This window comes from uncultured Friedmanniella sp., from assembly GCF_964244005.1.
Classification (GTDB): domain Bacteria; phylum Actinomycetota; class Actinomycetes; order Propionibacteriales; family Propionibacteriaceae; genus Microlunatus.
Genome location: NZ_CAXTHG010000020.1, coordinates 13,542 through 33,078 on the forward strand (window position 1 = coordinate 13,542; position 19,537 = coordinate 33,078).

Annotated in this window: 17 protein-coding genes and 1 tRNA gene; 10 read left to right on the plus strand and 8 right to left on the minus strand. The window is 70.8% G+C overall.

The annotated features are described in order from the left end of the window. Positions 1-39: 39 nt before the first annotated feature. The 4 genes from ACFE76_RS13430 to ACFE76_RS13445 all read right to left on the minus strand — a co-directional run bounded on the left by ACFE76_RS13430 (position 40) and on the right by ACFE76_RS13445 (position 4,287). Positions 40-1,026, minus strand: a complete 987-nt coding sequence (locus ACFE76_RS13430; protein ID WP_375432266.1) for a P1 family peptidase — start codon at positions 1,024-1,026, stop codon at positions 40-42. Positions 1,027-1,039: 13 nt separating this feature from the next. Further along, entirely contained in the window at positions 1,040-2,245 is a 1,206-nt protein-coding gene (locus ACFE76_RS13435; protein WP_375432267.1) for a SpoIID/LytB domain-containing protein, read from the minus strand. Positions 2,246-2,404: 159 nt separating this feature from the next. Beyond that, on the minus strand, positions 2,405-3,496 hold the full coding sequence (locus ACFE76_RS13440) for a Gfo/Idh/MocA family protein (RefSeq protein ID WP_375432268.1): 1,092 nt from the start codon (positions 3,494-3,496) through the stop codon (positions 2,405-2,407). Beyond that, the gene (locus ACFE76_RS13445; protein WP_375432269.1) at positions 3,493-4,287 is read right to left on the minus strand and encodes a ThuA domain-containing protein; all 795 of its coding nucleotides are present in this window, start codon (positions 4,285-4,287) and stop codon (positions 3,493-3,495) included. Before ACFE76_RS13445 ends, ACFE76_RS13440 begins: the two co-directional genes overlap by 4 nt. 61 nt (positions 4,288-4,348) lie before the next feature. Between ACFE76_RS13445 and ACFE76_RS13450 the strand changes: the two genes are divergently transcribed. The 5 genes from ACFE76_RS13450 to ACFE76_RS13470 all read left to right on the plus strand — a co-directional run bounded on the left by ACFE76_RS13450 (position 4,349) and on the right by ACFE76_RS13470 (position 8,955). Further along, positions 4,349-5,485: an aromatic acid exporter family protein gene (locus ACFE76_RS13450; protein WP_375432270.1), complete on the plus strand. Its 1,137-nt coding sequence runs from the start codon at positions 4,349-4,351 to the stop codon at positions 5,483-5,485. Positions 5,486-5,549: 64 nt separating this feature from the next. Beyond that, positions 5,550-5,623, plus strand: a tRNA-Met gene (locus ACFE76_RS13455). A gap of 227 nt (positions 5,624-5,850) precedes the next feature. After that, positions 5,851-6,417, plus strand: coding sequence for a type IV toxin-antitoxin system AbiEi family antitoxin domain-containing protein (locus tag ACFE76_RS13460; RefSeq protein WP_375432271.1), 567 nt, complete (start codon positions 5,851-5,853; stop codon positions 6,415-6,417). Next, positions 6,407-7,357: a nucleotidyl transferase AbiEii/AbiGii toxin family protein gene (locus ACFE76_RS13465; protein WP_375432272.1), complete on the plus strand. Its 951-nt coding sequence runs from the start codon at positions 6,407-6,409 to the stop codon at positions 7,355-7,357. Before ACFE76_RS13460 ends, ACFE76_RS13465 begins: the two co-directional genes overlap by 11 nt. Before the next feature lie 173 nt (positions 7,358-7,530). Continuing rightward, the gene (locus ACFE76_RS13470) at positions 7,531-8,955 is read left to right on the plus strand and encodes an FAD-binding oxidoreductase (protein WP_375432273.1); all 1,425 of its coding nucleotides are present in this window, start codon (positions 7,531-7,533) and stop codon (positions 8,953-8,955) included. A 577-nt stretch (positions 8,956-9,532) separates the two neighbouring features. Here ACFE76_RS13470 and ACFE76_RS13475 read toward each other — a convergent pair. Further along, positions 9,533-10,387 carry a peptidoglycan-binding protein gene (locus ACFE76_RS13475; protein WP_375432274.1) on the minus strand — a complete coding sequence of 285 codons (855 nt, stop codon included), beginning with the start codon at positions 10,385-10,387 and terminating at the stop codon, positions 9,533-9,535. Between the two features lie 286 nt (positions 10,388-10,673). Between ACFE76_RS13475 and ACFE76_RS13480 the strand changes: the two genes are divergently transcribed. Beyond that, positions 10,674-10,898, plus strand: a complete 225-nt coding sequence (locus tag ACFE76_RS13480; protein WP_375432275.1) for a hypothetical protein — start codon at positions 10,674-10,676, stop codon at positions 10,896-10,898. A 110-nt stretch (positions 10,899-11,008) separates the two neighbouring features. After that, entirely contained in the window at positions 11,009-12,643 is a 1,635-nt protein-coding gene (pruA, locus tag ACFE76_RS13485) for an L-glutamate gamma-semialdehyde dehydrogenase (protein WP_375432276.1), read from the plus strand. A gap of 8 nt (positions 12,644-12,651) precedes the next feature. Here the strand turns inward: pruA and ACFE76_RS13490 are convergent, their stop codons facing one another. The 3 genes from ACFE76_RS13490 to ACFE76_RS13500 all read right to left on the minus strand — a co-directional run bounded on the left by ACFE76_RS13490 (position 12,652) and on the right by ACFE76_RS13500 (position 16,177). Further along, positions 12,652-13,518: a universal stress protein gene (locus tag ACFE76_RS13490; RefSeq protein ID WP_375432277.1), complete on the minus strand. Its 867-nt coding sequence runs from the start codon at positions 13,516-13,518 to the stop codon at positions 12,652-12,654. A gap of 72 nt (positions 13,519-13,590) precedes the next feature. Beyond that, positions 13,591-15,417, minus strand: a complete 1,827-nt coding sequence (locus ACFE76_RS13495) for an amino acid permease (RefSeq protein ID WP_375432278.1) — start codon at positions 15,415-15,417, stop codon at positions 13,591-13,593. A gap of 169 nt (positions 15,418-15,586) precedes the next feature. Next, positions 15,587-16,177, minus strand: coding sequence for a hemerythrin domain-containing protein (locus ACFE76_RS13500; protein ID WP_375432279.1), 591 nt, complete (start codon positions 16,175-16,177; stop codon positions 15,587-15,589). Positions 16,178-16,233: 56 nt separating this feature from the next. Between ACFE76_RS13500 and ACFE76_RS13505 the strand changes: the two genes are divergently transcribed. The 3 genes from ACFE76_RS13505 to ACFE76_RS13515 all read left to right on the plus strand — a co-directional run bounded on the left by ACFE76_RS13505 (position 16,234) and on the right by ACFE76_RS13515 (position 19,535). Then, positions 16,234-16,800 carry a mismatch-specific DNA-glycosylase gene (locus ACFE76_RS13505; protein ID WP_375432280.1) on the plus strand — a complete coding sequence of 189 codons (567 nt, stop codon included), beginning with the start codon at positions 16,234-16,236 and terminating at the stop codon, positions 16,798-16,800. 96 nt (positions 16,801-16,896) lie between these two features. Continuing rightward, the gene (locus tag ACFE76_RS13510; RefSeq protein WP_375432281.1) at positions 16,897-18,195 is read left to right on the plus strand and encodes a M16 family metallopeptidase; all 1,299 of its coding nucleotides are present in this window, start codon (positions 16,897-16,899) and stop codon (positions 18,193-18,195) included. Next, on the plus strand, positions 18,192-19,535 hold the full coding sequence (locus tag ACFE76_RS13515) for a M16 family metallopeptidase (protein ID WP_375432282.1): 1,344 nt from the start codon (positions 18,192-18,194) through the stop codon (positions 19,533-19,535). The genes ACFE76_RS13510 and ACFE76_RS13515 overlap by 4 nt, the downstream gene beginning before the upstream one ends. The last annotated feature ends 2 nt before the right edge of the window (positions 19,536-19,537 follow it).

A 19,537-nucleotide genomic window follows, 5' to 3' on the forward strand; every position in this document is an offset into this window, starting at 1 on the left:
CTCAGTCTAGGAACCTCGGTCCCGACGACCCAGTCAATCTCAGCCCGGCCCGCTCCGGACGCCACGGACCAGGTCGCCGTACGCCGGCCAGGGGCCGCGCCCGGTGGCCGAGACCACGGCGTCCCGGCAGGCAGCGCTGAAGACCTCGGCGGCTGCGGCCAGCAGCAGGTCGAGGGCGCCGACGGTTGCGTACGGGTCGGTCTCCGCCGGCCGCTCGCCGGAGGCAAGACAGAAGATCGTGTCGCCGTCCAGCATCGAGTGCACCGGACGGATCGCCCGGGCCATCCCGTCGTGTGCGACCGCCGCCACCTTGCGGCACTGCGCCGGAGTCAGGGTCGCGTCGGTCAGCACGACCCCGATGGTCGTGGCCAGCGACGGTGCTGGGTCGGCCGCCGCGGCCGCGAGCGCGGCCCGTTCGGCGTCGGTCGGGGCGGGGAGCAGCTCGTCCGGGTCGGACCAAAGCCGTCCCGTCCGCGGGTCGACCACCGAGCCGACGGCGTTCACGACCACCGCGACGGCTACGGCCGACCCGTCCGGCAGTCGCTGCTCGGCGTAGCCGAAGCCGCCCTTCAGCCCGCCGCACGTTGCTCCGGTACCGGCGCCGACGCAGCCGGTCTGCGGGTCGTCGTCGGTGGCCGCCTCGAGGGCGCGCAGGCCGAAGTCGGCCGTCGGCCGGTGACCGAAGTCGCCGCCGCGACCCAGGTCGAAGATCACCGCGGCCGGCACGATCGGCACGACCTGGCCGGCGTCCGGGCCGACCGGGAAGCCGATCCCCCGCCGTTCGAGGCCCTCCATCACCCCGTCGGCGGCCGCGAGCCCGTATGCGCTGCCGCCGGTCAGGACCACCGCGTGCACCCGCTCGACGAGCGTGCCCGGCTCCAACAGGTCGGTCTCGCGGGTCCCCGGTCCCCCGCCGCGGACGTCGACGCCGCCGACCGCGCCACCCTCGGCGACCACCACGGTGGTCCCGGTCAGCCAGCCCGGCTCGTCGGCCGTCACGTGGCCGATGCGGAAGCCCGTGATCACGCGACGGCCAACCTCAGCTCACCTTGTAGAGCGTGGAGCGCATCCCGAACCGGGACTGGAAGCTCGAGCCCGACACGCTCAGCGTCAACTTGGTGCCGATGATCTTGATCGTGGTCACCCGACCGCCGTACCGGCCAGAGCCGTCCCGCTTGGTCACCTGCAGCTTCTTGACCGTGCCGACTGAGGACCACTGGCGGGCGATGCTGGTGGCGGTGATCGTCCGCGTCCACGCCTGGGAGGTGATCACGCCGTCGTACGGGTCGGGGTGAGCGGTCAGGTAGGGCAGGTTGCTCTTCGCCGAGGCGCCACCGTTGGAGGAGGCGAACTGGGTCAGCGCGACCTTGCCCTGGTAGGTGACGATGACGCCCGCGGTGGCCTTGACCGCCGCGTCGCCGCCGGTGTTCTCGCGCGAGATGCCGCCGTAGACCTGGCAGGCCGTGGTGTCGCAGATGTCGTAACCGGTGTAGTCGTAGTAGTCGCGCAGCCGCACCGCGTACGAGCGGGCGGCGACCGCCTGGGCCCGGACGGCGTTCGCCAGCCAGGAGGTCGGCATCTCCGAGGGCACCACCGAGCGGACGTAGTCCTCCAGCCGCACGGTGTTGACCGTCCGGCCGCCGTCGCCGCGTTTCACCAGCTTGACCGAGCCGCGGTAGGACTTGCTGCTGTTCGGCAGCACGACCTTGACCACCTTGGCCGTGGTCGAGAACGTCCAGGTCGAGGTGTCGAGCGCGGTTGCCTTGGTCTTCCAGCTGCCTGAGGCGTTGCGGTAGGCGAGCTTGTAGCCGGCACCCGAGCGCGAGATCCGCCAGGAGGTGTAGCCCGTACCCGTCGGCAGGGTCAGCTGGTGGCCGCTCCGGTCGGCAACCTTGAGGCCGGGCGCCGGCGCGACCCGCAGGCTGTCGTCGTCGTCCGCGGTCAGCCAGACGTGGATGGTGGTGGCCTTGGCCAGGGTCTGGCGCTTGGTGCCCGGGTAGTAGAAGGTCAGGATCTTCTTCCAGGTCAGACCCTTCTTCGCCGCCCCGTACGCGCCGTACTGGGACATGCCGTAGCCGTGGCCATATCCGGCACCGAGGATGGTGAAGCTGCCGCCGTCCGGCTTCACCGCCGTGTCCGCCGAGGCTGCCGGCGCGTTCAGCACCGGCGCCGCGAGCAGTCCGAGGGCCAGCAGACCACCGACGAGCCGTCCCGCACGGCTCCGGTCGCGAAAGAGGAAAAACATGCGGGCGGGCATCAAGAGTCCGTTCGTTGTCGGCCAGGAAGCGACACACTGCCCTATGTCAAGCCGACACGCCAGCGACCGGATGAGATTGCTGCGCCTGGTGAGCAGGCTGGGACTAAAGTCCCGAACCAGATCCGGCGCCCTGAGCGGGTCGGAGGATCAGAGCAGGACCTCCCCGCCCTTCTCCGCGGAGGCGTAGCAAGCGTCGACCACCACGGCCCGGGCCAGCGCTTCGTGTCCGCGGTAGGAGGTGGAGTCGCCGGCGGCGACCATGTCGAGGAAGTCCAGCACGGCGGCCTGGTGACCACCGTCCGGGGGCACGTTCGGCTGCAGCAGCGCCGGCACGCCGTCCTTCTCCGTCCAGATGCTCAGGGCCCGGTACGGGTCGGCCAGGGTGCCGCCGAACTCGACGTTCGCCCCGCCCTCGGAGCCGTACAGCGTCACGTAGGCCTGGTCGCGCGGGATGTAGGAGGCCCAGCTGGACTCCAGCAGCAGCGTGCCGCCGCCGTCCAGCCGCAGGAAGGCGGTGGACAGGTCCTCCACGTCGAAGGCCCCCTCCTGGACACCGGTCTTGACCATGGTGCCGCTCGTCGACCCGCCGCGACCCCGGGGGCCGAACTCGGCGTACGTCGCGGCCGTGGCCGAACGGACACCCGGCTCGCCGAGCAGGTACAGCGCCATGTCGAGCATGTGCACGCCGATGTCCATCAGGGGTCCACCACCCGCAGTGGCGCGCCGGGTGAACCAGCTGCCCAACCCCGGGATGCCCTCGCGGCGCAGCCAGCCGGCCTTGGCGTAGTAGATCTGGCCCAGCAGCCCGGCGTCGACGATCTTCTTCAGCGCCTGGACGTCGCCGCGGCGGCGGTGGTTGAACGAGACGTCGAGGACCCGGTCGTTGCGCTCGGCCGCCTCCACCATCGTCCGGGCTACCGTGGCGTTCTCGGCCATCGGCTTCTCCGACAGCACGTGCAGGCCGGCGTCCAGCGCGGACACCGCGATCGGCGCGTGCAGCGTGGTGGGGGTGGCAATGCTGACGACGTCCAGCCCACCCGAGCTGACCAGGTCCTGCCAGCTGGGGAACAGGCCGTCGGCACCGATCCCGTACGTCTCACCGAGGCTGGTCAGGGCGTCCGCCTCCAGGCCGGCGAGGCCGACCAGCTCGACCCCCGGCGCGTACGCGTACGCGGCCATGTGCTGCTGACCCGCCCAGCCCAGCCCGATCACGCCTGCCCGCAACGTCGCTCCGCTCACAGGGCCGCCTCGACAGCGGTGGCCTGAGCGCCGGCAAAGGTGGCTCCCCTGAATTGGGGCGCCGGCTCGTTGACCACCGCCGGCGGTACGAAGCTGGTGACCTCCGGCCGGGCCCACAGCACGGCGTTGGCGAGGACGCGCTTGATGTCGGGGTGGTGGTAGACGGGGTACTCCTGGTCGCCCGGGGAGAAGTAGAAGACCTTGCCGAGACCGCGGCGCCAGGTACAGCCGGACCGGAAGACCTCACCGCCGGAGAAGGTCGACAGGAAAACCTGCTCGTCCGGAGCCGGGATGTCGAAGAACTCGCCGTACATCTCCTGCTCCTCGATCACGATCGGTTGCGGCACACCCTGGCTGATCGGGTGGCCGGGCGAGACGTTCCAGACGAGCTCGGTGTCGGCGGAGTTGCGCCAGGCCAGCGAGCACGAGGTGCCCATCAGCCGGATGAAGATCTTGGAGAAGTGGGCCGAGTGCAGGGCCAGCAGGCCCATCCCGCCGAGCACCCGCTGCTGCACCTTGGTCACGATCGCGTCGTCGATCTCGGCGTGCCGGACGTGGCCCCACCAGGTGAGGACGTCGGTGCTGGCGAGCACGTCGTCGGTCAGGCCGTGCTCGGGTTGGTCGCGGGTGGCGGTGCGGACCTCCACCTGGTCGCCGAGCAGCTCGCGGAGCCCGGCAGCGATCGCGCCGTGCATGCCGTCGGGATAGCGCTCAGCCATCCCGGCTCGGTCGCTGTCGCTGTTCTCGTGGAAGTTCTCGCCCCATACGGTGACGCGGATCGGTGAGTTCACGGTTGCTTAGTCTGCACTCCCGGAGCACCGGTTCGCAGCGTCGGGGCATGATCATGTCCCTATGTCTGAGATCAGCTCCCCGGTGCAGCGGATGAAGCTGCGCGCGTTCGACGTCAGCGAGCGGACCACCCGGCTCGGCCGGAGGTCGTTGGAGCAGCGGGTGACCCGGCTGCGCAGTCGTTCGTTCCTGATCGTCCAGACCGCGGTCACGGCCGGCCTGGCCTGGTTTCTGGCCAGCGCCGTCTTTTCCCACCAGCAGCCGTTCTTCGCCGCGATCGCCGCGATCATCTGCCTGGGCGGCACGTTCGGGCACCGGATGCGTCGCGGCGTCGAGCTGGCCGTCGGCGTCGCCGTCGGGATCGGGGTGGGCGACCTGTTCGTCTCTGAGTTCGGCACGGGCGTCTGGCAGGTCATCGTGGTGGTCGGGGTGTCCATGGTCCTGGCGAGCCTGCTGGGCGCCGGGCAGCTGATGATCACCCAGGCGGCGGTCCAGTCGATCGTGGTCACCATCGTGCTGCCGGGCGCGCAGCAGGGCCTGGCCCGCTGGCTGGACGCCGTGGTCGGCTGCGTCATCGCCTTGGTGGTCGCGACCATCGCGCCCAGCTCGCCGCTGCGGAAGCCCGCCACGCTGGCGGCCCAGATGCTGCGGGAGATGGCCAGCACGCTGGACGCGGCGGTCGAGGCCCTGCGGCTCGACGACGAGTTGGCGGCCGACCGCGTCCTCGAACGTGCCCGGGCCACCGAAGGTCAGCTCGCCCAGCTGGCGGAGGCCAACAGCGAGGGTCTCGCGGTCGTCCGCCACTCCCCCTTCCGCCGCGGCCAGCTGTCGGAGGTCCAGCAGTACGCCGACCTGCTCGAGCCGCTGGACCGCGCCAGCCGCAACCTGCGCGTGCTCGCCCGCCGATCGGTGACCCTGGTCTGGCGCGGCCAGCACGTCCCGGTCGGCTATCTCGAGCTGATCGACCGGGTCGCCGGCGCCGCCCGGGCGATGGCGGTCGACCTCGACGAGGGCCGGCTGCCCGTCCAGGCCCGCGACGAGCTCGTCGCCGCCGGCCGGATCAGCGCGCACCTACCCCTGCCGCACGCCCTGTCGGCCGTGGCGATCCTGGCCCAGACCCGCTCCATCGTGGTCGACCTGCTCGAGCTGACCGGCCTCGACCCTGACGAGGCCCGTGACCTGGTGCCGGACGTCGACTGACCGCCGCCCCGACCCCGGCCGATTTGTCCCCGCCCCGGGACGTCACCTACAGTTAACCCAACAGCGCGGGGTGGAGCAGCTCGGTAGCTCGCTGGGCTCATAACCCAGAGGTCACAGGTTCAAATCCTGTCCCCGCTACTTATCGAAAGCGCCTTTGACGAGGGTCTCGTCAGAGGCGCTTTTTATTGTTTGACGCACTCATGCTCGCCGTTTTCTTGACCCGAGGCCCGAGACAGCACGACTGCCCTGGATGCCTGCGGCGTCAGTGATCTTGCCAACCTGGCGGCAGAACACTTCACACGTGCCGCAGACTCAAGCGCCTGGCGGTGTTGGCAGTAGTATTACTTTAACGTTATACTTTTGCCATGAAGCAGCCGCTCGCCCGGGACAAGCTGTGGGAAATCGCGACCTCGCAGCACGGCTTCGCCACCGCTCAGCAGGCGACCGACGCTGGCATCGACAAGCAGGCAGTCCAGATGCTCGTCCACCGGGGAACGCTAGAGCGGGCAGCGCATGGCGTCTACAGGTTCCCGCAGTACCCGGTGGGTGAGCATGACAACCTCATGCTCGCCGTCCTCTGGATGCGGGTGCCTGAGGCAGCGCTGTCGCATGAAACCGCCCTGGACGCTTACGGCATCAGCGACGTCAACCCCGACCGCATCCACGTCACCGTCGGCAAACAGCGGCGGCTTCGGCGTACCGGCGGGGAGGACTACGTCATTCACCACGAGGACCTTGCGCCTTCTCAAGTCGGGTGGTGGCAGGAGATCCCTACCGTCACACCCACGACCGCGGTTGCGCAGTGCATCTCCTCCGGAACGCCCACCTATCTCATGAGACAGGCGCTTGAGCGCGGCCACGCGCAGGGCTATCTCAAGACGGTCGAGCGTGACGCGCTGGCCAAGGCGTTGGAGGCACGGCATGACCGATGAATACATCGGTTCCCGGCTGGCAGCCCTGTTGGCAACATTGAGGCCTAAGACGATGCAGCCATCCTCGGCCAGGGTCCTGAACCTGTGGATCGCCCAGGCCGAGGGCCAGCTCGGCGACGAGGCCAAAGGTGGACGGCTTGGCTGGCTCATTGCCTCGTCGGTCGCCATCGCTGCAGTGCAGCGCGCCCTTGACGCGGATGGCCGACAACTGTTCCTGCTCAAGGGCGGCACCCTGCTCCAACACAGGCTCAACGCAACGGCGCGCACAACCAAGGACGTCGACGGCCTGATCCGAGGCGACATAGAGGCGTTCCTGGTAGCCCTCGAAAATGTGCTCGACGAGCCGTGGGGACCCTTGAGACTGCGGCGCGGGGAGGTCGAGGTCATTGACGTGCCGACCAAGATCATCAAGCCGCGCCGCTTCGACATCATCCTCGACATGCGTGGCGTGACGTGGCGGCGCATCCAGTTCGAGGTCTCACCTGACGAAGCCGGCATAGGCAACGAGCAGGAGGTCATCGAGCCGCTACCGCTTGGCGGCTTCGGCCTGCCCAATCCCGATGGGCTGGTGGGGATCGCGATGCGGTTCCAGATCGCCCAGAAGCTGGACGCAGTCTCCGATCCGCACGAACCGCCCACCTCGATCAACGACCGTGCCCGCGACGTCGTTGACCTGCTTCTGCTCCGCGACCTTGCCGCCGCGACCGGCAACCCGGCGTTGCCGGACGTCCGTGAGGCTAGTGTCGCGGTGTTCAAAGCCCGTGCTCACGAGGCCGACCAGTTGGGTCGGCCTAACCGGCCGTGGCCGCCAACCGTCACGGCCCACAACCACTGGGTGCGCGACTTCACCCGTGCCGCAGCCTCGGGCAGCATCGAGCTGTCCCTCGAAGCTGCCGTCGCCGAGGTGAACGCCTGGATGGTCAGGATCACTGAGTCCTGAGAAGCCTGCGAACCTGGTCGCGAGCGGCCCGGTTGCTGGTCAGGGTCAGCCCGTCACCCAGCAGCACCCCCACGGCAAGACGTCCCGCCGGGTCACCCTCGCCAGCGTTCTCCAGTGGTCGCCGATCGGCAGAAAAGGCCAGCCAGTCCTAGGCGGGAGTAGCGTCGGACGGCGTGACGACCACAGCCAGCCGCGGCCCTAGGACAGCTCCCCACTCCGGCAGGGCCGACCAGGTCCGCCGGGCCCTGGCCGCCGTCCTGCCGGAGGGTGCCCTGGTCACCGCGGCCGCGTCGGTGGAGCGCTACAGCCACGACGAGGCGGAGTGGGCGCCGTACGAGCCGGCGCTGGCCGTGGCCCGGCCCCGCACCTCCGAGCAGGTCCAGGCGGTCGTCCGGGTCTGCCTGGAGCACGGCGTACCGGTGGTGCCGCGCGGCGCCGGCACCGGGCTGTCGGGCGGTGCGAACGCGACGGCCGACTCGGTCGTGGTGAGCTTCGAGGCGATGGACGCCATCCTGGCCGTCGACCCCCTGGAGCGGTACGCCGTCGTCCAGCCCGGCGTCGTCAACGACCGGCTGCGGGCCGTCGTCGCGGAGCAGGGGCTGTGGTATCCGCCGGACCCCGCCAGCTCGCCTTGGTCGACCATCGGCGGCAACGTCGCCACCAACGCCGGCGGCGTCTGCTGCGTCAAGTACGGCGTGACCGGGGACTACGTGCTGGCCCTGCAGGTGGTCACCGGCACCGGTGAGCTGGTCCGGGTCGGTCGGCGTACCGCCAAGGGCGTCGCCGGCTACGACCTCGCGGCCCTGCTGGTCGGGTCCGAGGGCACTCTCGGCCTGGTCACCGAGATCACCGTACGGCTGCGGCCGGCCCGGCCGCCGGAGCAGACCGTCGTCGGGTTCTTCTCCTCACTCGTCGCGGCCGGCGAGGCCGTCACCGCGGTCACCCGCAGCGGCGTGACGCCGTCGGCTCTCGAGCTGCTCGACCGGCACTGCCTGCGGGCGGTTGACGACTGGAAGCACCTCGGGCTGGAGGCCAACGCCGCCGCCATCCTGCTGGCCCGGGTCGACGCCCCTGGCGCCGCCGGCGACCTCGAGGCCGACGTCCTGCGCGACTGCTTCACGGCTGCCGGCGCGACCTGGGCGGCCCGCTCGGAGGACCCGGACGAGGCCGACGCCCTGTTCGCCGCCCGGCGGCTGGCCTACCCGGCGCTCGAGCGCCTCGGCCCGGTGCTCACCGAGGACGTCTGCGTGCCTATCGTCGCCGTACCGGCCATGCTGGCGACGATCGAGGAGGTGGCCGCCCGGCACGACGTGCTGATCGCCAACATCGCGCACGCCGGCGACGGCAACCTGCACCCGCTGCTGGTCACCCCGCCCGGTGACGACGGGGCCCGGCGGCGGGCCCAGGACGCCTTCGCCGAGATCATCGCGGCCGCCCTGGCCGCGGGCGGCACGGTGACCGGCGAGCACGGCGTCGGACTGCTGAAGCGGAACGGCCTGCTGGCCGAGCTCGATCCGGCGGTGGTCGCGATGCACCAGGCGCTGCGGCGCGCGCTCGACCCGGCGGGCATCCTGAACCCCGGCAAGGTCGTCGCGTGAGCGCGGTCCATGACGCGGTGAGCCCGCCACAGCTCATCGAGGCCGAAGTCGGAGCTGGTCAGCAAGAGATGTGGCCAGGCGACGTGAAACGTACTCAAGTGCCGCGACCTCACTTCGACGCTTCAACGAGTGGCACCTCCAGTCCGGAGTCCACCAGGTTCATGTACCAACCGTCCGCATGGATGCGCAGCCTGCCCGGAGGGACCGACTGCGAGGGAAGATCAGAGGCCAACCGCACATACGGCTCCGTTCCGAGCTAGGCGAGCTGACGCAGCAGGCCAGAGTACGGTATCGGCGTTCACTGCTCCATTAGGTGTTGTCGTGCCAACAGGCGCCATCCTCACCCTCGGTGATAGTAGTTCTGCGACGTGAAATGCTCGTCGTGCAGTCGTCCAACCAATTCTTGGTAGCTCACGTTGCTCCTTCAACAGGCGCAAATAGCCGTTACCGGGTATCGACGCGACGTTGACCCACGCACTGAACTACTGCACCTGCGATTCTGCCGGGGCATTTCGGCTCTTGTCCCACCTCACGGGACAGTCCCGTGAGGGCTCGCGGGCGGAGGCGACCGGGCGGGTCAGAGACCGGCGTACTGCTCCCAGGTGGTGAACGGCACCCGGTACTTCGTCGGGGTGTTGTCGCGCTTGTGCCCGGACAGCCCGTTACGGCCGACGAAGTAGTCGGCGACCTGGTCACGGTTGGTGAACTTGCCGTTGCGCTGCCACACGTCGGTGTCCCCGATCGCGACGGCATGGATGTGGGCGCTCCAGCAGCCGCCGCACTGGCTCGGCGTCCGCAGCCAGGCCGCGAACCCCACCTGGCGTAGAGCCTGCACGGTCTGCCACCGACGGGTCGTGGACATCCCCTTGACGCTGACGTCGACGACACCGCCGCCGTCGTGGGTGCCCGCCGACGCCGCTGCGCAGCGGGCCTTGACCAGGCCGCAGTAGGAACCCTGAGCCAGCCGGAGCTTCCACGGCACCGCCGCGTCCGCCGCGACCAGCATCTGCCGGGTCCGGGTGTTGACCCTCTTGCCGTAGTAGGTGTCGGAGCGGCTGCCGACCTGCACCACGTGGCTCACCGTGAACCGGCCGGCGCCGAGCACCGCGAGGGACTCGGGGCCGGGGACGCCGTTCGCGTCGATCGTCTTGTAGCCGAGCGAGCGCTGGAACTTGGTGTAGGCCTTCGTCGTGGCCCGGCCGTACTCGCCGTCGGCTTCGACCGTGAAGCCCTTCTTGGTCAGCGCCTGCTGGACCAGGATGGTGGACGGGTCGTCGCCGAGCGCCGGCTGGTTGCCGCGGTACCCCTCCACGTGAGCGGCGGCGTCCAGCGCCGTCATGTCGACGACGGGCAGCGTCTTGGCGGCCGCCGGCTGGGACGGCACGACCAGCGCGAGAGCGGTCAGCAGGAGGAGTACGAACCTACGGGTCACGGGCAGCTTCCAGTCCTGATCAGGCCCCGAGCAGACGTGCCGGACAGGCACAGACGCACACCATAAGCGCCTTGGCTGTATCGCGCAGGTGGGGTCGCGAGGGAGCTGCACGACCGAGCAGCCACCTGGCCGCTGAGAAACGCTCCGCGGTCGCGCCGTGCCGCCCCCAGGAGACGGGAATCACCATCGAAGGAGCATCGGTCAGCGGTGCGGCGGGCTCACGGTCGGTAGGCTCGTCCGAATCGCTGCCCGAAAGAGCAGCGGGTCTGCCGGGAAGGGTGCCACCATGTCGACGACCGAGACCCGCGTGCGGCGGTCGACGGACCGGCGGGTGGCGACCGCGGTCGTCCTCGTGCTGGTGGCGGTGGTGTGGATCCTGGTCAACGGACCCGTCGAGGGTCCTGTCCTGATCGTGTTCACCAAGAACCACGGCCTGACCGTCGCTGATCTGCCCTCCCTCGCGGCGATCGGCGTGGCCGCGCTGCTGGTCTGGCCGCGGTCGCGCCGGTGACCGACCGGCGGGCGTGGGCTTGAATGGTGTCCTCGCCCGACGACCCCCTCGCCGGTCGACCACGCTACTGACAACGCCGAACTACTGACGAACGCCGAAGGAGCCCTGCCGTGGACGCAGTGACGCTGGTGCCCGCACCGACCAACGAGCCCGTGCACGACTATGCGCCCGGCAGCCCCGAACGCGCCCGGCTGGAGTCGGAGCTCGCCGAGCTCGCCAGCACCCCGACCGACATCCAGCAGGTGATCGGCGGCGTCCACCGGACGGCGGCCGGCCCGGTCGTCGACGTCGTGCAGCCGCACCGCCACCACGCCGTCCTCGGCCGCTACGCCGACGCGACCTCGGCCGACGTGGCCGACGCAGTCGAAGCCTCGGCCGCGGCGGCACCCGCGTGGCGGGAGCTGCCCTTCGACGAGCGGGCCGCGGTCTTCCTGCGGGCCGCCGACCTGCTCGCCGGCCCCTGGCGGGAGCGGATCGCCGCCGCGACGATGCTCGGTCAGTCCAAGACCGCCTACCAGGCCGAGATCGACACCCCGTGCGAGCTGATCGACTTCCTGCGCTTCAACGTCCACTTCGCCCGGCAAATCCTGGCCGACCAGCCCGTCTCCTCGGCCGGGGTCTGGAACCGGGTCGAGTACCGCCCGCTCGAGGGGTTCGTCTACGCGATCACCCCGTTCAACTTCACCGCCATCGCCGGCAACCTGCCCACCGCGCCGGCGCTGATGGGCAACACGGTGCTCTGGAAGCCGTCGCCGACCCAGGCGGTCGCCGCCTACCTGACCATGCAGCTGCTCGAGGCGGCCGGGCTGCCCGCCGGCGTGGTCAACCTGGTGCTGGGCGACGGTCCCATGGTCTCCGAGGTCGCCCTCGCCGACCGGCGGCTGGCGGGGATCCACTTCACCGGCTCCACCACCACGTTCCAGACCCTGTGGAGCCAGGTCGGCGCCAACATCGCGCACTACGACAGCTATCCGCGGCTGGTCGGGGAGACCGGCGGCAAGGACTTCATCGTCGCGCACAGCTCCGCCGACCCCGACGTGCTCCGGACCGCGATGATCCGCGGTGCCTTCGACTACCAGGGCCAGAAGTGCTCCGCGGCCTCGCGGGCGTTCGTGCCCCGGTCGGTGTGGGCGCGGATGGGCGAGGACTTCCTCACCGAGGTCCGGGAGCTGTCCTACGGCGACGTCACCGACTTCTCTCACTTCGGCGGCGCCGTGATCGACCAGCGGGCCTTCGACCGGAACGCGGCCGCACTCGACCGCGCCAAGGCGATCAGCAGCCTGACCATCGGCGCCGGCGGCAGCTGCGACGACTCCGAGGGCTGGTTCGTCTCCCCCACCGTGCTGCTGGGCGACGACCCGACCGACGAGGCGTTCCGCACCGAGTACTTCGGGCCCATCCTCTCGGTGCATGTCTACGACGACGCGACCCCCGACGGCTACGCCGACATCCTCACGACCGTCGACGCCGGGTCGGCGTACGCGTTGACCGGCGCGGTGATCGCCACTGACCGGGCCGCTGTGCAGCAGGCCAGTACCGCGCTGCGGTTCACCGCCGGCAACTTCTACGTCAACGACAAGCCGACCGGCGCCGTCGTGGGCCAGCAGCCCTTCGGTGGCGCGCGCGCCTCCGGCACCAACGACAAGGCCGGCTCCGCGCTCAACCTGCAGCGCTGGGTGTCCGCCCGCACGATCAAGGAGACCTTCGTGCCGGCCACCGACCACCGCTACCCCCACCAGGGGTAGCCCGGGGGTCAGGTGGCGGTGAGCGAACGGGGGACGAGGACCACCGGGACGGGTGAGCTGCGGGCGATCTTGGTGGCGTGCGAGCCGAGGAAGAACCGGCTGACCGCCGAGCTGGAGGTGCCGATGGCGAGCACGTCCCCCTCGGCCCAGGGCACGTCGGTCAGGGCTGCGGGCCAGGAGTCACCCCGACCGAGGACCGTCGGGACGGGCTGGTCCAGGGTGGCGCTGATGTCGCGCTCCAGGCCGCGGACCCATTCCTCGGCCACCAAGTCGTCGGCCGTCTCGGCCACCGCGGCGGGCATGGCGGGGGACGGCCGGACCGCGAAGCAGACCACCCGGATCGACGCGCCGATCCGGCCGGCCACCTCGGCCGCGCTGGCAAGCAGGTCGCTGCCGCCGTCCGCCCGGCCGAAGGCGACGGTGACCCGGCGTACCCGGGTGTCGGTCCGGGCGACGAAGCCGCTCGGGGCCAGGGTGACCGGCACGTCTGAGCTGTGCAGCAGCCGGGCGGCCACCCCGCCGACGCTCACCCGGCCGTAGCCGCCCGCCGCGGAGGACCCCAGCACGACCTGCGTCGCCTGGTGCTGGTCGGCGACCGCGAGCAGCCCCGCCGGGATCGACCGGTCGTGGTGGACGACGTAGTCGACGGTGAGGTCGGGCGCGAGCCGGGCCCGCGCTGAGGCGAGCACCCCCTCGGCCATCTGCTCCGACAGTGCGAGGAACTCCGCGTCGATCCGGTCCGGGCTCGGCGGCCACGGGGTGGGGACGACCGTGGTGACGACCAGGTCGTCCCCGGCCGACCGGGCCAGCATCCCTCCGACGTCGAGGGCCGGTGCGCCCCGCTCCCCCGCGGCCAGCCCGACGAGGATGGTCATGGTGTGGACCTCGTCCTCAGGGTCAGCGCGGCCGACGCGAGCCGCTCGTATCGCTCGGACTGCTCAGACCGCTCAGGCACTGACGGTGGTGGACTGGACGACGACGTGGGTGACGGGGATGTCGTAGGCCTCGCGGGCTCGGTCCACCACGTCGTAGCGCAGCCAGGCGGACCGGTCCTCGGGCAGCGTGCAGATCACCAGCCGGTCGGGGTGGAACTGCTCGACCGCGTCGGCGAGCGCCCGCAGCGGACGGTAGTCCCCGAGCGCGCCGTCGGCGTCCAGGTTGGCGGTGCGCAGCTGGTCGAGGGTCCGGTTCAGCCGGGCCTGCGCCGCCTCGGTGGTCGCCTGCCAGACGAACGCCGCCCCCCGGTGCATCGCCTGACCGGTGTCGATCGGGTTGGCCGGGACGCAGACGAAGTACGAGGCGCTACGAGCCTGGTCGATGGAGGTGAGCTCGTCCATCAGCTCCGCGCCCTCGACGGTCTCGTTGGCCAGCACCAGCACCCGGGTCGCGGGTCCGCCGGCCGCCGGTCCCTTGTCGACCGCCTCGACCGGAGCCCGGTTGCGCAGCGATCGGGTCGCGAAGTACAGCACGAGCACCAGGGCCCAGGCGGCCAGGCTGAGGATCAGCTGGATCCGGACGTCGGCCTGCAGGCCCATCTGCAACAGCACGAGCAGGATGGCGACGACCACGATGATCGACAGGACCGGGAAGCCCCACATCTTCACCGTCAGCTTTTCCGGGCTGGTCCGCCGACGGAGCACGATCTGGGAGATCGCGATCAGCAGGTAGACGAACAAGATGATGGCGCCCGAGGAGTTGAGCAGGAACAGGAAGACCTGGTCCGGGGAGATGGCCGCGGCGATGACGCAGAGGAAGCCGACGACGCTGGAGCCCAGGATCGCCGCCATCGGCACGCCCCGCTTGTTCACCGTCATCAGCGCGACGGGCGCCTCGCGCCGGGCGGCCAGCACGAAGAGCATCCGGGAGGAGGTGTAGAGCCCGGAGTTGAGGCAGGACAGGACGGCGGTGAGGACGACCGCGTTCATGATGTGGTCGGCGTACGGGATCCCCATCGCCTTGAACGCCGAGACGTAGGGCGACGCGGTCAGGTCGGCGGAGTTCCAGGGCAAGATCACCGCGAGCAGGAAGATCGAGCCGACGAAGAAGATCGCGATCCGGAAGATGACCGAGTTCGTCGCCTTGGCGATCGAGCGACCCGGGTCGGGCGACTCGGCGGCGGCGATGGTGGCCACCTCAGCACCGACCATGGAGAAGATCACGACGACGATGCCGGAGACGATGGCTCCCCCGCCGAGGGGGAAGAAGCCGCCCTGAGCGGTGAGGTTGCTGACGTCGAACGACCGGTTGGGCCAGGCGCCGATGACGTAGAGCGTGCCGAGCACGAGGAAGATCACGATGGCGGCCACCTTGATGCCGGCGAACCAGAACTCGAACTCCCCGAACGAGGAGACCGAGAACAGGTTCGTCGCCGTCATCAGAGTCATCAGGATGAGCGACATCAGCCACAGCGGGACGTTCGGCAGCCAGTACTGCAGCACCCCAGCGCCAGCCACGGCCTCGAAGCCGATCACGATCACCCAGAAGTACCAGTAGAGCCAGCCGACGGAGAAGCCCGCCCAGCCGCCGAGCGCTTGCCGGGCGTAGTCGGCGAACGACCCGGTAGAGGGGTTCGCCGTCGCCATCTCGCCGAGCATCCGCATCACCAGGATGATCAGCACGCCGGTGATGGCGTAGGTCAGGAAGGCGCCGGGACCGGCCTTCGCGATCACCTTGCCCGAGCCGACGAACAGGCCGGCGCCGATCACCCCGCCCATGGCGATCATGGTGAGGTGGCGTTGCTTGAGCCCCTTCTTGAGCTCGACCGGTGCGTTCACGCGTACCCCTTGACGTGTTGGTCAGGCGGGGGCCTGACGCTGTCGATGACCGGGGAGGTACGGCCACCGTTCGTACGGTGTCCCATCTTGTGCTTCGCTGTGCGCCGGCGTCCACCTAGCACGCCGGATGCCACGTTCCAATCAGGTTCCGTCCAATCAGATGCCGTCCTCAGGCCTCGTCGGCGTCCTCGTCCAGCAAGCCGGACTTCTCGGCGCGGGCGACGAGGGCGCGGACGTTCTCGACCCGGCCGCAGTCGTCGTCGATCTGCGCGTTCCGCTCGGTCACGAAGGCCTGCCCCAGCTCGGCCCGGACGTCGGCGGGGACATTGGAGCGCGCCGGGTTGAGGATGGTGAGCTCCTCTTCGGTGAGGTGGTGGTTGAGCACCTTGGAGAGCTCCTCGACGGCCTCGTCGAACTCCTTCCCGCTCACCTCGGCCAGCTCGAGCACGTCGAGCAGCGCCTGGTTGCCCTCGGCGTGCTCCTCCTCGCCGTGTTCGGCCTCGTGGGCGCCGATGGCGTGCTCGCGGCGCAGCGTCGGGTAGACGAGACGCTCCTCGGCCTCGGCGTGGGCGACGTGCAGCGTCGCCAGCGCTCGGCGGACGGCGTCGCGGTCGGCGCTGGAGTCGCGCAGCTGGCGCAGCAGCGTCTCGAAGCGCACGTGGTCGGCGAGGATCAGTGCGACCACGTCGCCGGCGACCGGCCGGCCCAGATCGATGACGGAAGAGTCGGTCCGGTTTGCGTCGATGGGCGTGGAGGTCATGGCGCGCACGCTACCGGTGCGGTCCGACAGAAATCCTGGGCACGTAGGTTCGCGGTGTGGGGTACACGCGGGCCGAGCTGGAGAGCCACCGGGACGGGTCCGTCCCCGACCTGGTGGGGCCGGGGCTGCGGCTGCTGTTCGTCGGGATCAACCCGAGCCTGTGGACGGCGGCGACCGGCACCCACTTCTCCCATCCCGGCAACCGCTTCTATCCCGCGCTACGGCTCGCCGGGATCCTCGAGCGCGAGATCGACCGGGCGGCCGGGATGACCGAGGACGACCGGACGTACGTCGTCGGTCGCGGGGTCGGCATCACCAACCTGGTCAACCGGGCGACCATCCGGGCTGACGAGCTCGACGCCGACGAGCTGCGGGCAGGCAGCCGACGGCTGACGGCGTTCGTGGCCAGGTACCGGCCCGCGGTGGTCGCGGTCGCGGGGGTCACCGCCTACCGGCAGGCCTTCGGTCGACCGAAGGCCCGGGCGGGCGAGCAGCCGGAGAGGCTGGAGGGGGCGCGGCTGTGGGTGGTGCCCAACCCGAGCGGGCTGAACGCGCACGAGACGACCGCGTCGCTCGGTGCGGCCTACGCCGAGCCGGCCCGGGCCGCCGGCCTGCTCGGCTGAGTCCGACCGGTCAGACGCTGACGGTGCACGGGCCCCGTGAGCGTCGGACAACTCGGCGTGCGGGGCTTGTCGGCGGCGTGTGTTCTGATGGGCGACATGAGCCCCGCCGCACCGCTCGCCTACCCCATCGTGCAGCGCACCCTGACCAACGGCCTGACGGTGATCGCCAGCCCCGACCACGGCACGCCGACGGTCGCAGTCAACCTCTGGTACGACGTCGGCTCCCGCGACGAGCAGCCCGGCCGGACCGGGTTCGCGCACCTCTTCGAGCACCTGATGTTCCAGGGCTCCACCCACGTGCCCACCGGCCAGCACATCGGCCTGCTGCAGGCGGCCGGCGCCTCGGTCAACGCCACCACCTGGTTCGACCGCACCAACTACTTCGAGACGCTGCCGAGCGGCGGCCTCGACCTGGCGCTGTGGCTGGAGGCCGACCGGCTTGGCGGACTGCTCGACACGATGACCCAGGAGAGCCTGGACAACCAGCGCGAGGTGGTGAAGGAGGAAAAGCGGCAGCGCTACGACAACGTCCCCTACGGCGACGTGATGGAGCGGCTGATCCGGCTGACCTTCCCCGAGCAGCACCCGTACGGCCACACCACCATCGGCTCGATGGACGACCTGAACGCCGCCACGCTGGAGGACGTCCAGCACTTCTTCCGCACCCACTACCTGCCCAGCAACGCGGTCCTGTCGATCGTCGGTGACGTCGAGCCCGACCGGGCGTTCGAGCGCGCCGACACCTACTTCGGCGGGCTGCACGGCGGCCACAAGCCGGCCAAGGTCGTACCCGCGCCGCTGCCGCCGCTGACCGGGACCGAACGGGCGGAGACCACCGCCGACGTCCCCGCCGCCGCGGTCTACCTCACCTGGCGGCTGCCGGCCCGCGGGACGCCGGAGTTCGACGCCGTTGACCTGGCCTTCTCGATCCTCGGCCACGGCCAGACCTCGCGGCTGCACCGCCAGCTCGTCCGCTCCGCCGAGCTCGCCGAAAGCTCCGGTGCCAGCACCCTCGGGCTGATCGGCGGCAGCTCTTACGGCTTTGCCTACGGCCGGGCCCGCGACGGCGTCGAGGTCGAGCAGGTCGAGGCCGCGCTGGCCGCCGAGGTCGACCGGCTGGTCAGCGAGCCGCCGACCGAGCGCGAGCTGCGCCGGGCCAAGGCCCAGTACGAACGGCACTGGCTGCACGAGCTGGCCCGCGTCGACTCACGGGCCGACGCGTTCGGGGAGTTCGCCACGCTGCACCGCAACCCGGCGCTGGTCAACACCCGGATCGCCGAGATCGAGGCGGTCGGGCTCGACGACCTGGTCGACGTCGTCGGCTCGGTCTTCCGCAGCGACCAGCGCGCCACCCTCGTCTACCGTCAGGGCTCGACCGGCAGGAGCGCGGCATGACCGTCATCTCCACCCCTCCCCCGGTCGGTCCGCCCGGCGCCTGGAGCTTCCCGACCCCGGTGCGGGGCACGTTGAGCAACGGCATCAGCACCCTCACCTACGCGCTGCCGGGGCAGCACGTCGCCGCCGTGCACCTCGTGCTGGACCTGCCGCTGAACGCCGAAGCCCGCGAGCTCGAGGGGGTCGCGACGATGTGTGCGCGCACCCTGGACGAGGGCAGCCGGCGGCACCCCGGCGAGGAGTTCGCTGAGCTGATGGAGACCGAGGGGGCCGGCTTCGGCATCGACTTGACCCTCGCCGGCACCCAGGCGGTGCTGGACGTCCCCGTCTCGCGGCTCGACCGCGCGCTGGAGCTCTTCGCCGAAGCGGTCACCGCCCCCGACCTCGCCGACCGCGACGTCGCCCGGCACGTCACGCTGCGGCTGGCCGAGATCGAGCAGGCCCAGGCCAACTCCGCCCAGACGGCCACGAACGCCTTCCGCGGCTGCGTGTTCGACGCGGCCAGCCGTGCGTCCCGGATGAACGGCGGCGAGCCCGAGACCGTGGCCGCCGTGACCGCCGACGCCGTCCGGGACTTCCACCGGCGCCACTACGGACCGGCGGGCGCCACGCTGGTCTTCGCGGGGGACTTCGGTGAGGACCCCGTCGTGCTGGCCGACCGGCACCTGGGCGGCTGGCGCAACGACGACCAGGAGCCGACGACGTACGCGGCCCCGGCCGCGGGTCCCCGCCGACTGACCGTGCTCGACCGGCCCGGCGCCGTCCAGGCCGACGTCCGGCTGGGTGCCTACGGGATCGACCGGCTCGACCCGCGCTGGGCCGACATCAGCGTGGCCGGCTACGCGATGGGCGGGGCGTTCCTCTCCCGCCTGAACGCGGTGCTCCGCGAGGACAAGGGCTACACCTACGGCGTCCGGATGAACTTCGGGCCGCTGCGCGGGGCGGGGTCGTTCGCGGTCCAGGGCTCGTTCCGGACCGAGGTGGTCGCCGACGCGCTGGCCATCACCCGCGAGCTGCTGCCGGTGGCGGCTCGACCCTTCAGCGCCGACGAGGTCCGCGAGGCCGTCGCCTACTTCGTCGGGGTCTCCCCGCTGCGCTACGCCACCGCCGACGGCGTGGCCGACCAGGCCGGCACGCAGCTCCTCGCCGGCCTGCCGGAGGACTACGTGGACCGTTCGCTCGCCGCCCTCGGCGCGGTGACGCCCGAGTCGGCCACCAACGCGTACGAGTCGCTGGTGCACCTCGACGACCTGAGCCTCGTCGTCGTCGGGGACGCCTCGGTCATCGCCGAGCCCATCCGCGCCGCCGGCTTCGACGTCGAGGTCCGCCCCGCACCCTGAGG

Coding starts and splice junctions, on each gene's coding strand:
- ACFE76_RS13435 (WP_375432267.1), bottom strand. CDS start 2,245: ATGTTTTTCCTCTTTCGCGACCGGAGCCGTGCGGGACGGCTCGTCGGT.
- ACFE76_RS13450 (WP_375432270.1), top strand. CDS start 4,349: ATGTCTGAGATCAGCTCCCCGGTGCAGCGGATGAAGCTGCGCGCGTTC.
- ACFE76_RS13460 (WP_375432271.1), top strand. CDS start 5,851: ATGAAGCAGCCGCTCGCCCGGGACAAGCTGTGGGAAATCGCGACCTCG.
- ACFE76_RS13465 (WP_375432272.1), top strand. CDS start 6,407: ATGACCGATGAATACATCGGTTCCCGGCTGGCAGCCCTGTTGGCAACA.
- ACFE76_RS13480 (WP_375432275.1), top strand. CDS start 10,674: ATGTCGACGACCGAGACCCGCGTGCGGCGGTCGACGGACCGGCGGGTG.
- ACFE76_RS13490 (WP_375432277.1), bottom strand. CDS start 13,518: ATGACCATCCTCGTCGGGCTGGCCGCGGGGGAGCGGGGCGCACCGGCC.
- ACFE76_RS13500 (WP_375432279.1), bottom strand. CDS start 16,177: ATGACCTCCACGCCCATCGACGCAAACCGGACCGACTCTTCCGTCATC.
- ACFE76_RS13510 (WP_375432281.1), top strand. CDS start 16,897: ATGAGCCCCGCCGCACCGCTCGCCTACCCCATCGTGCAGCGCACCCTG.
- ACFE76_RS13515 (WP_375432282.1), top strand. CDS start 18,192: ATGACCGTCATCTCCACCCCTCCCCCGGTCGGTCCGCCCGGCGCCTGG.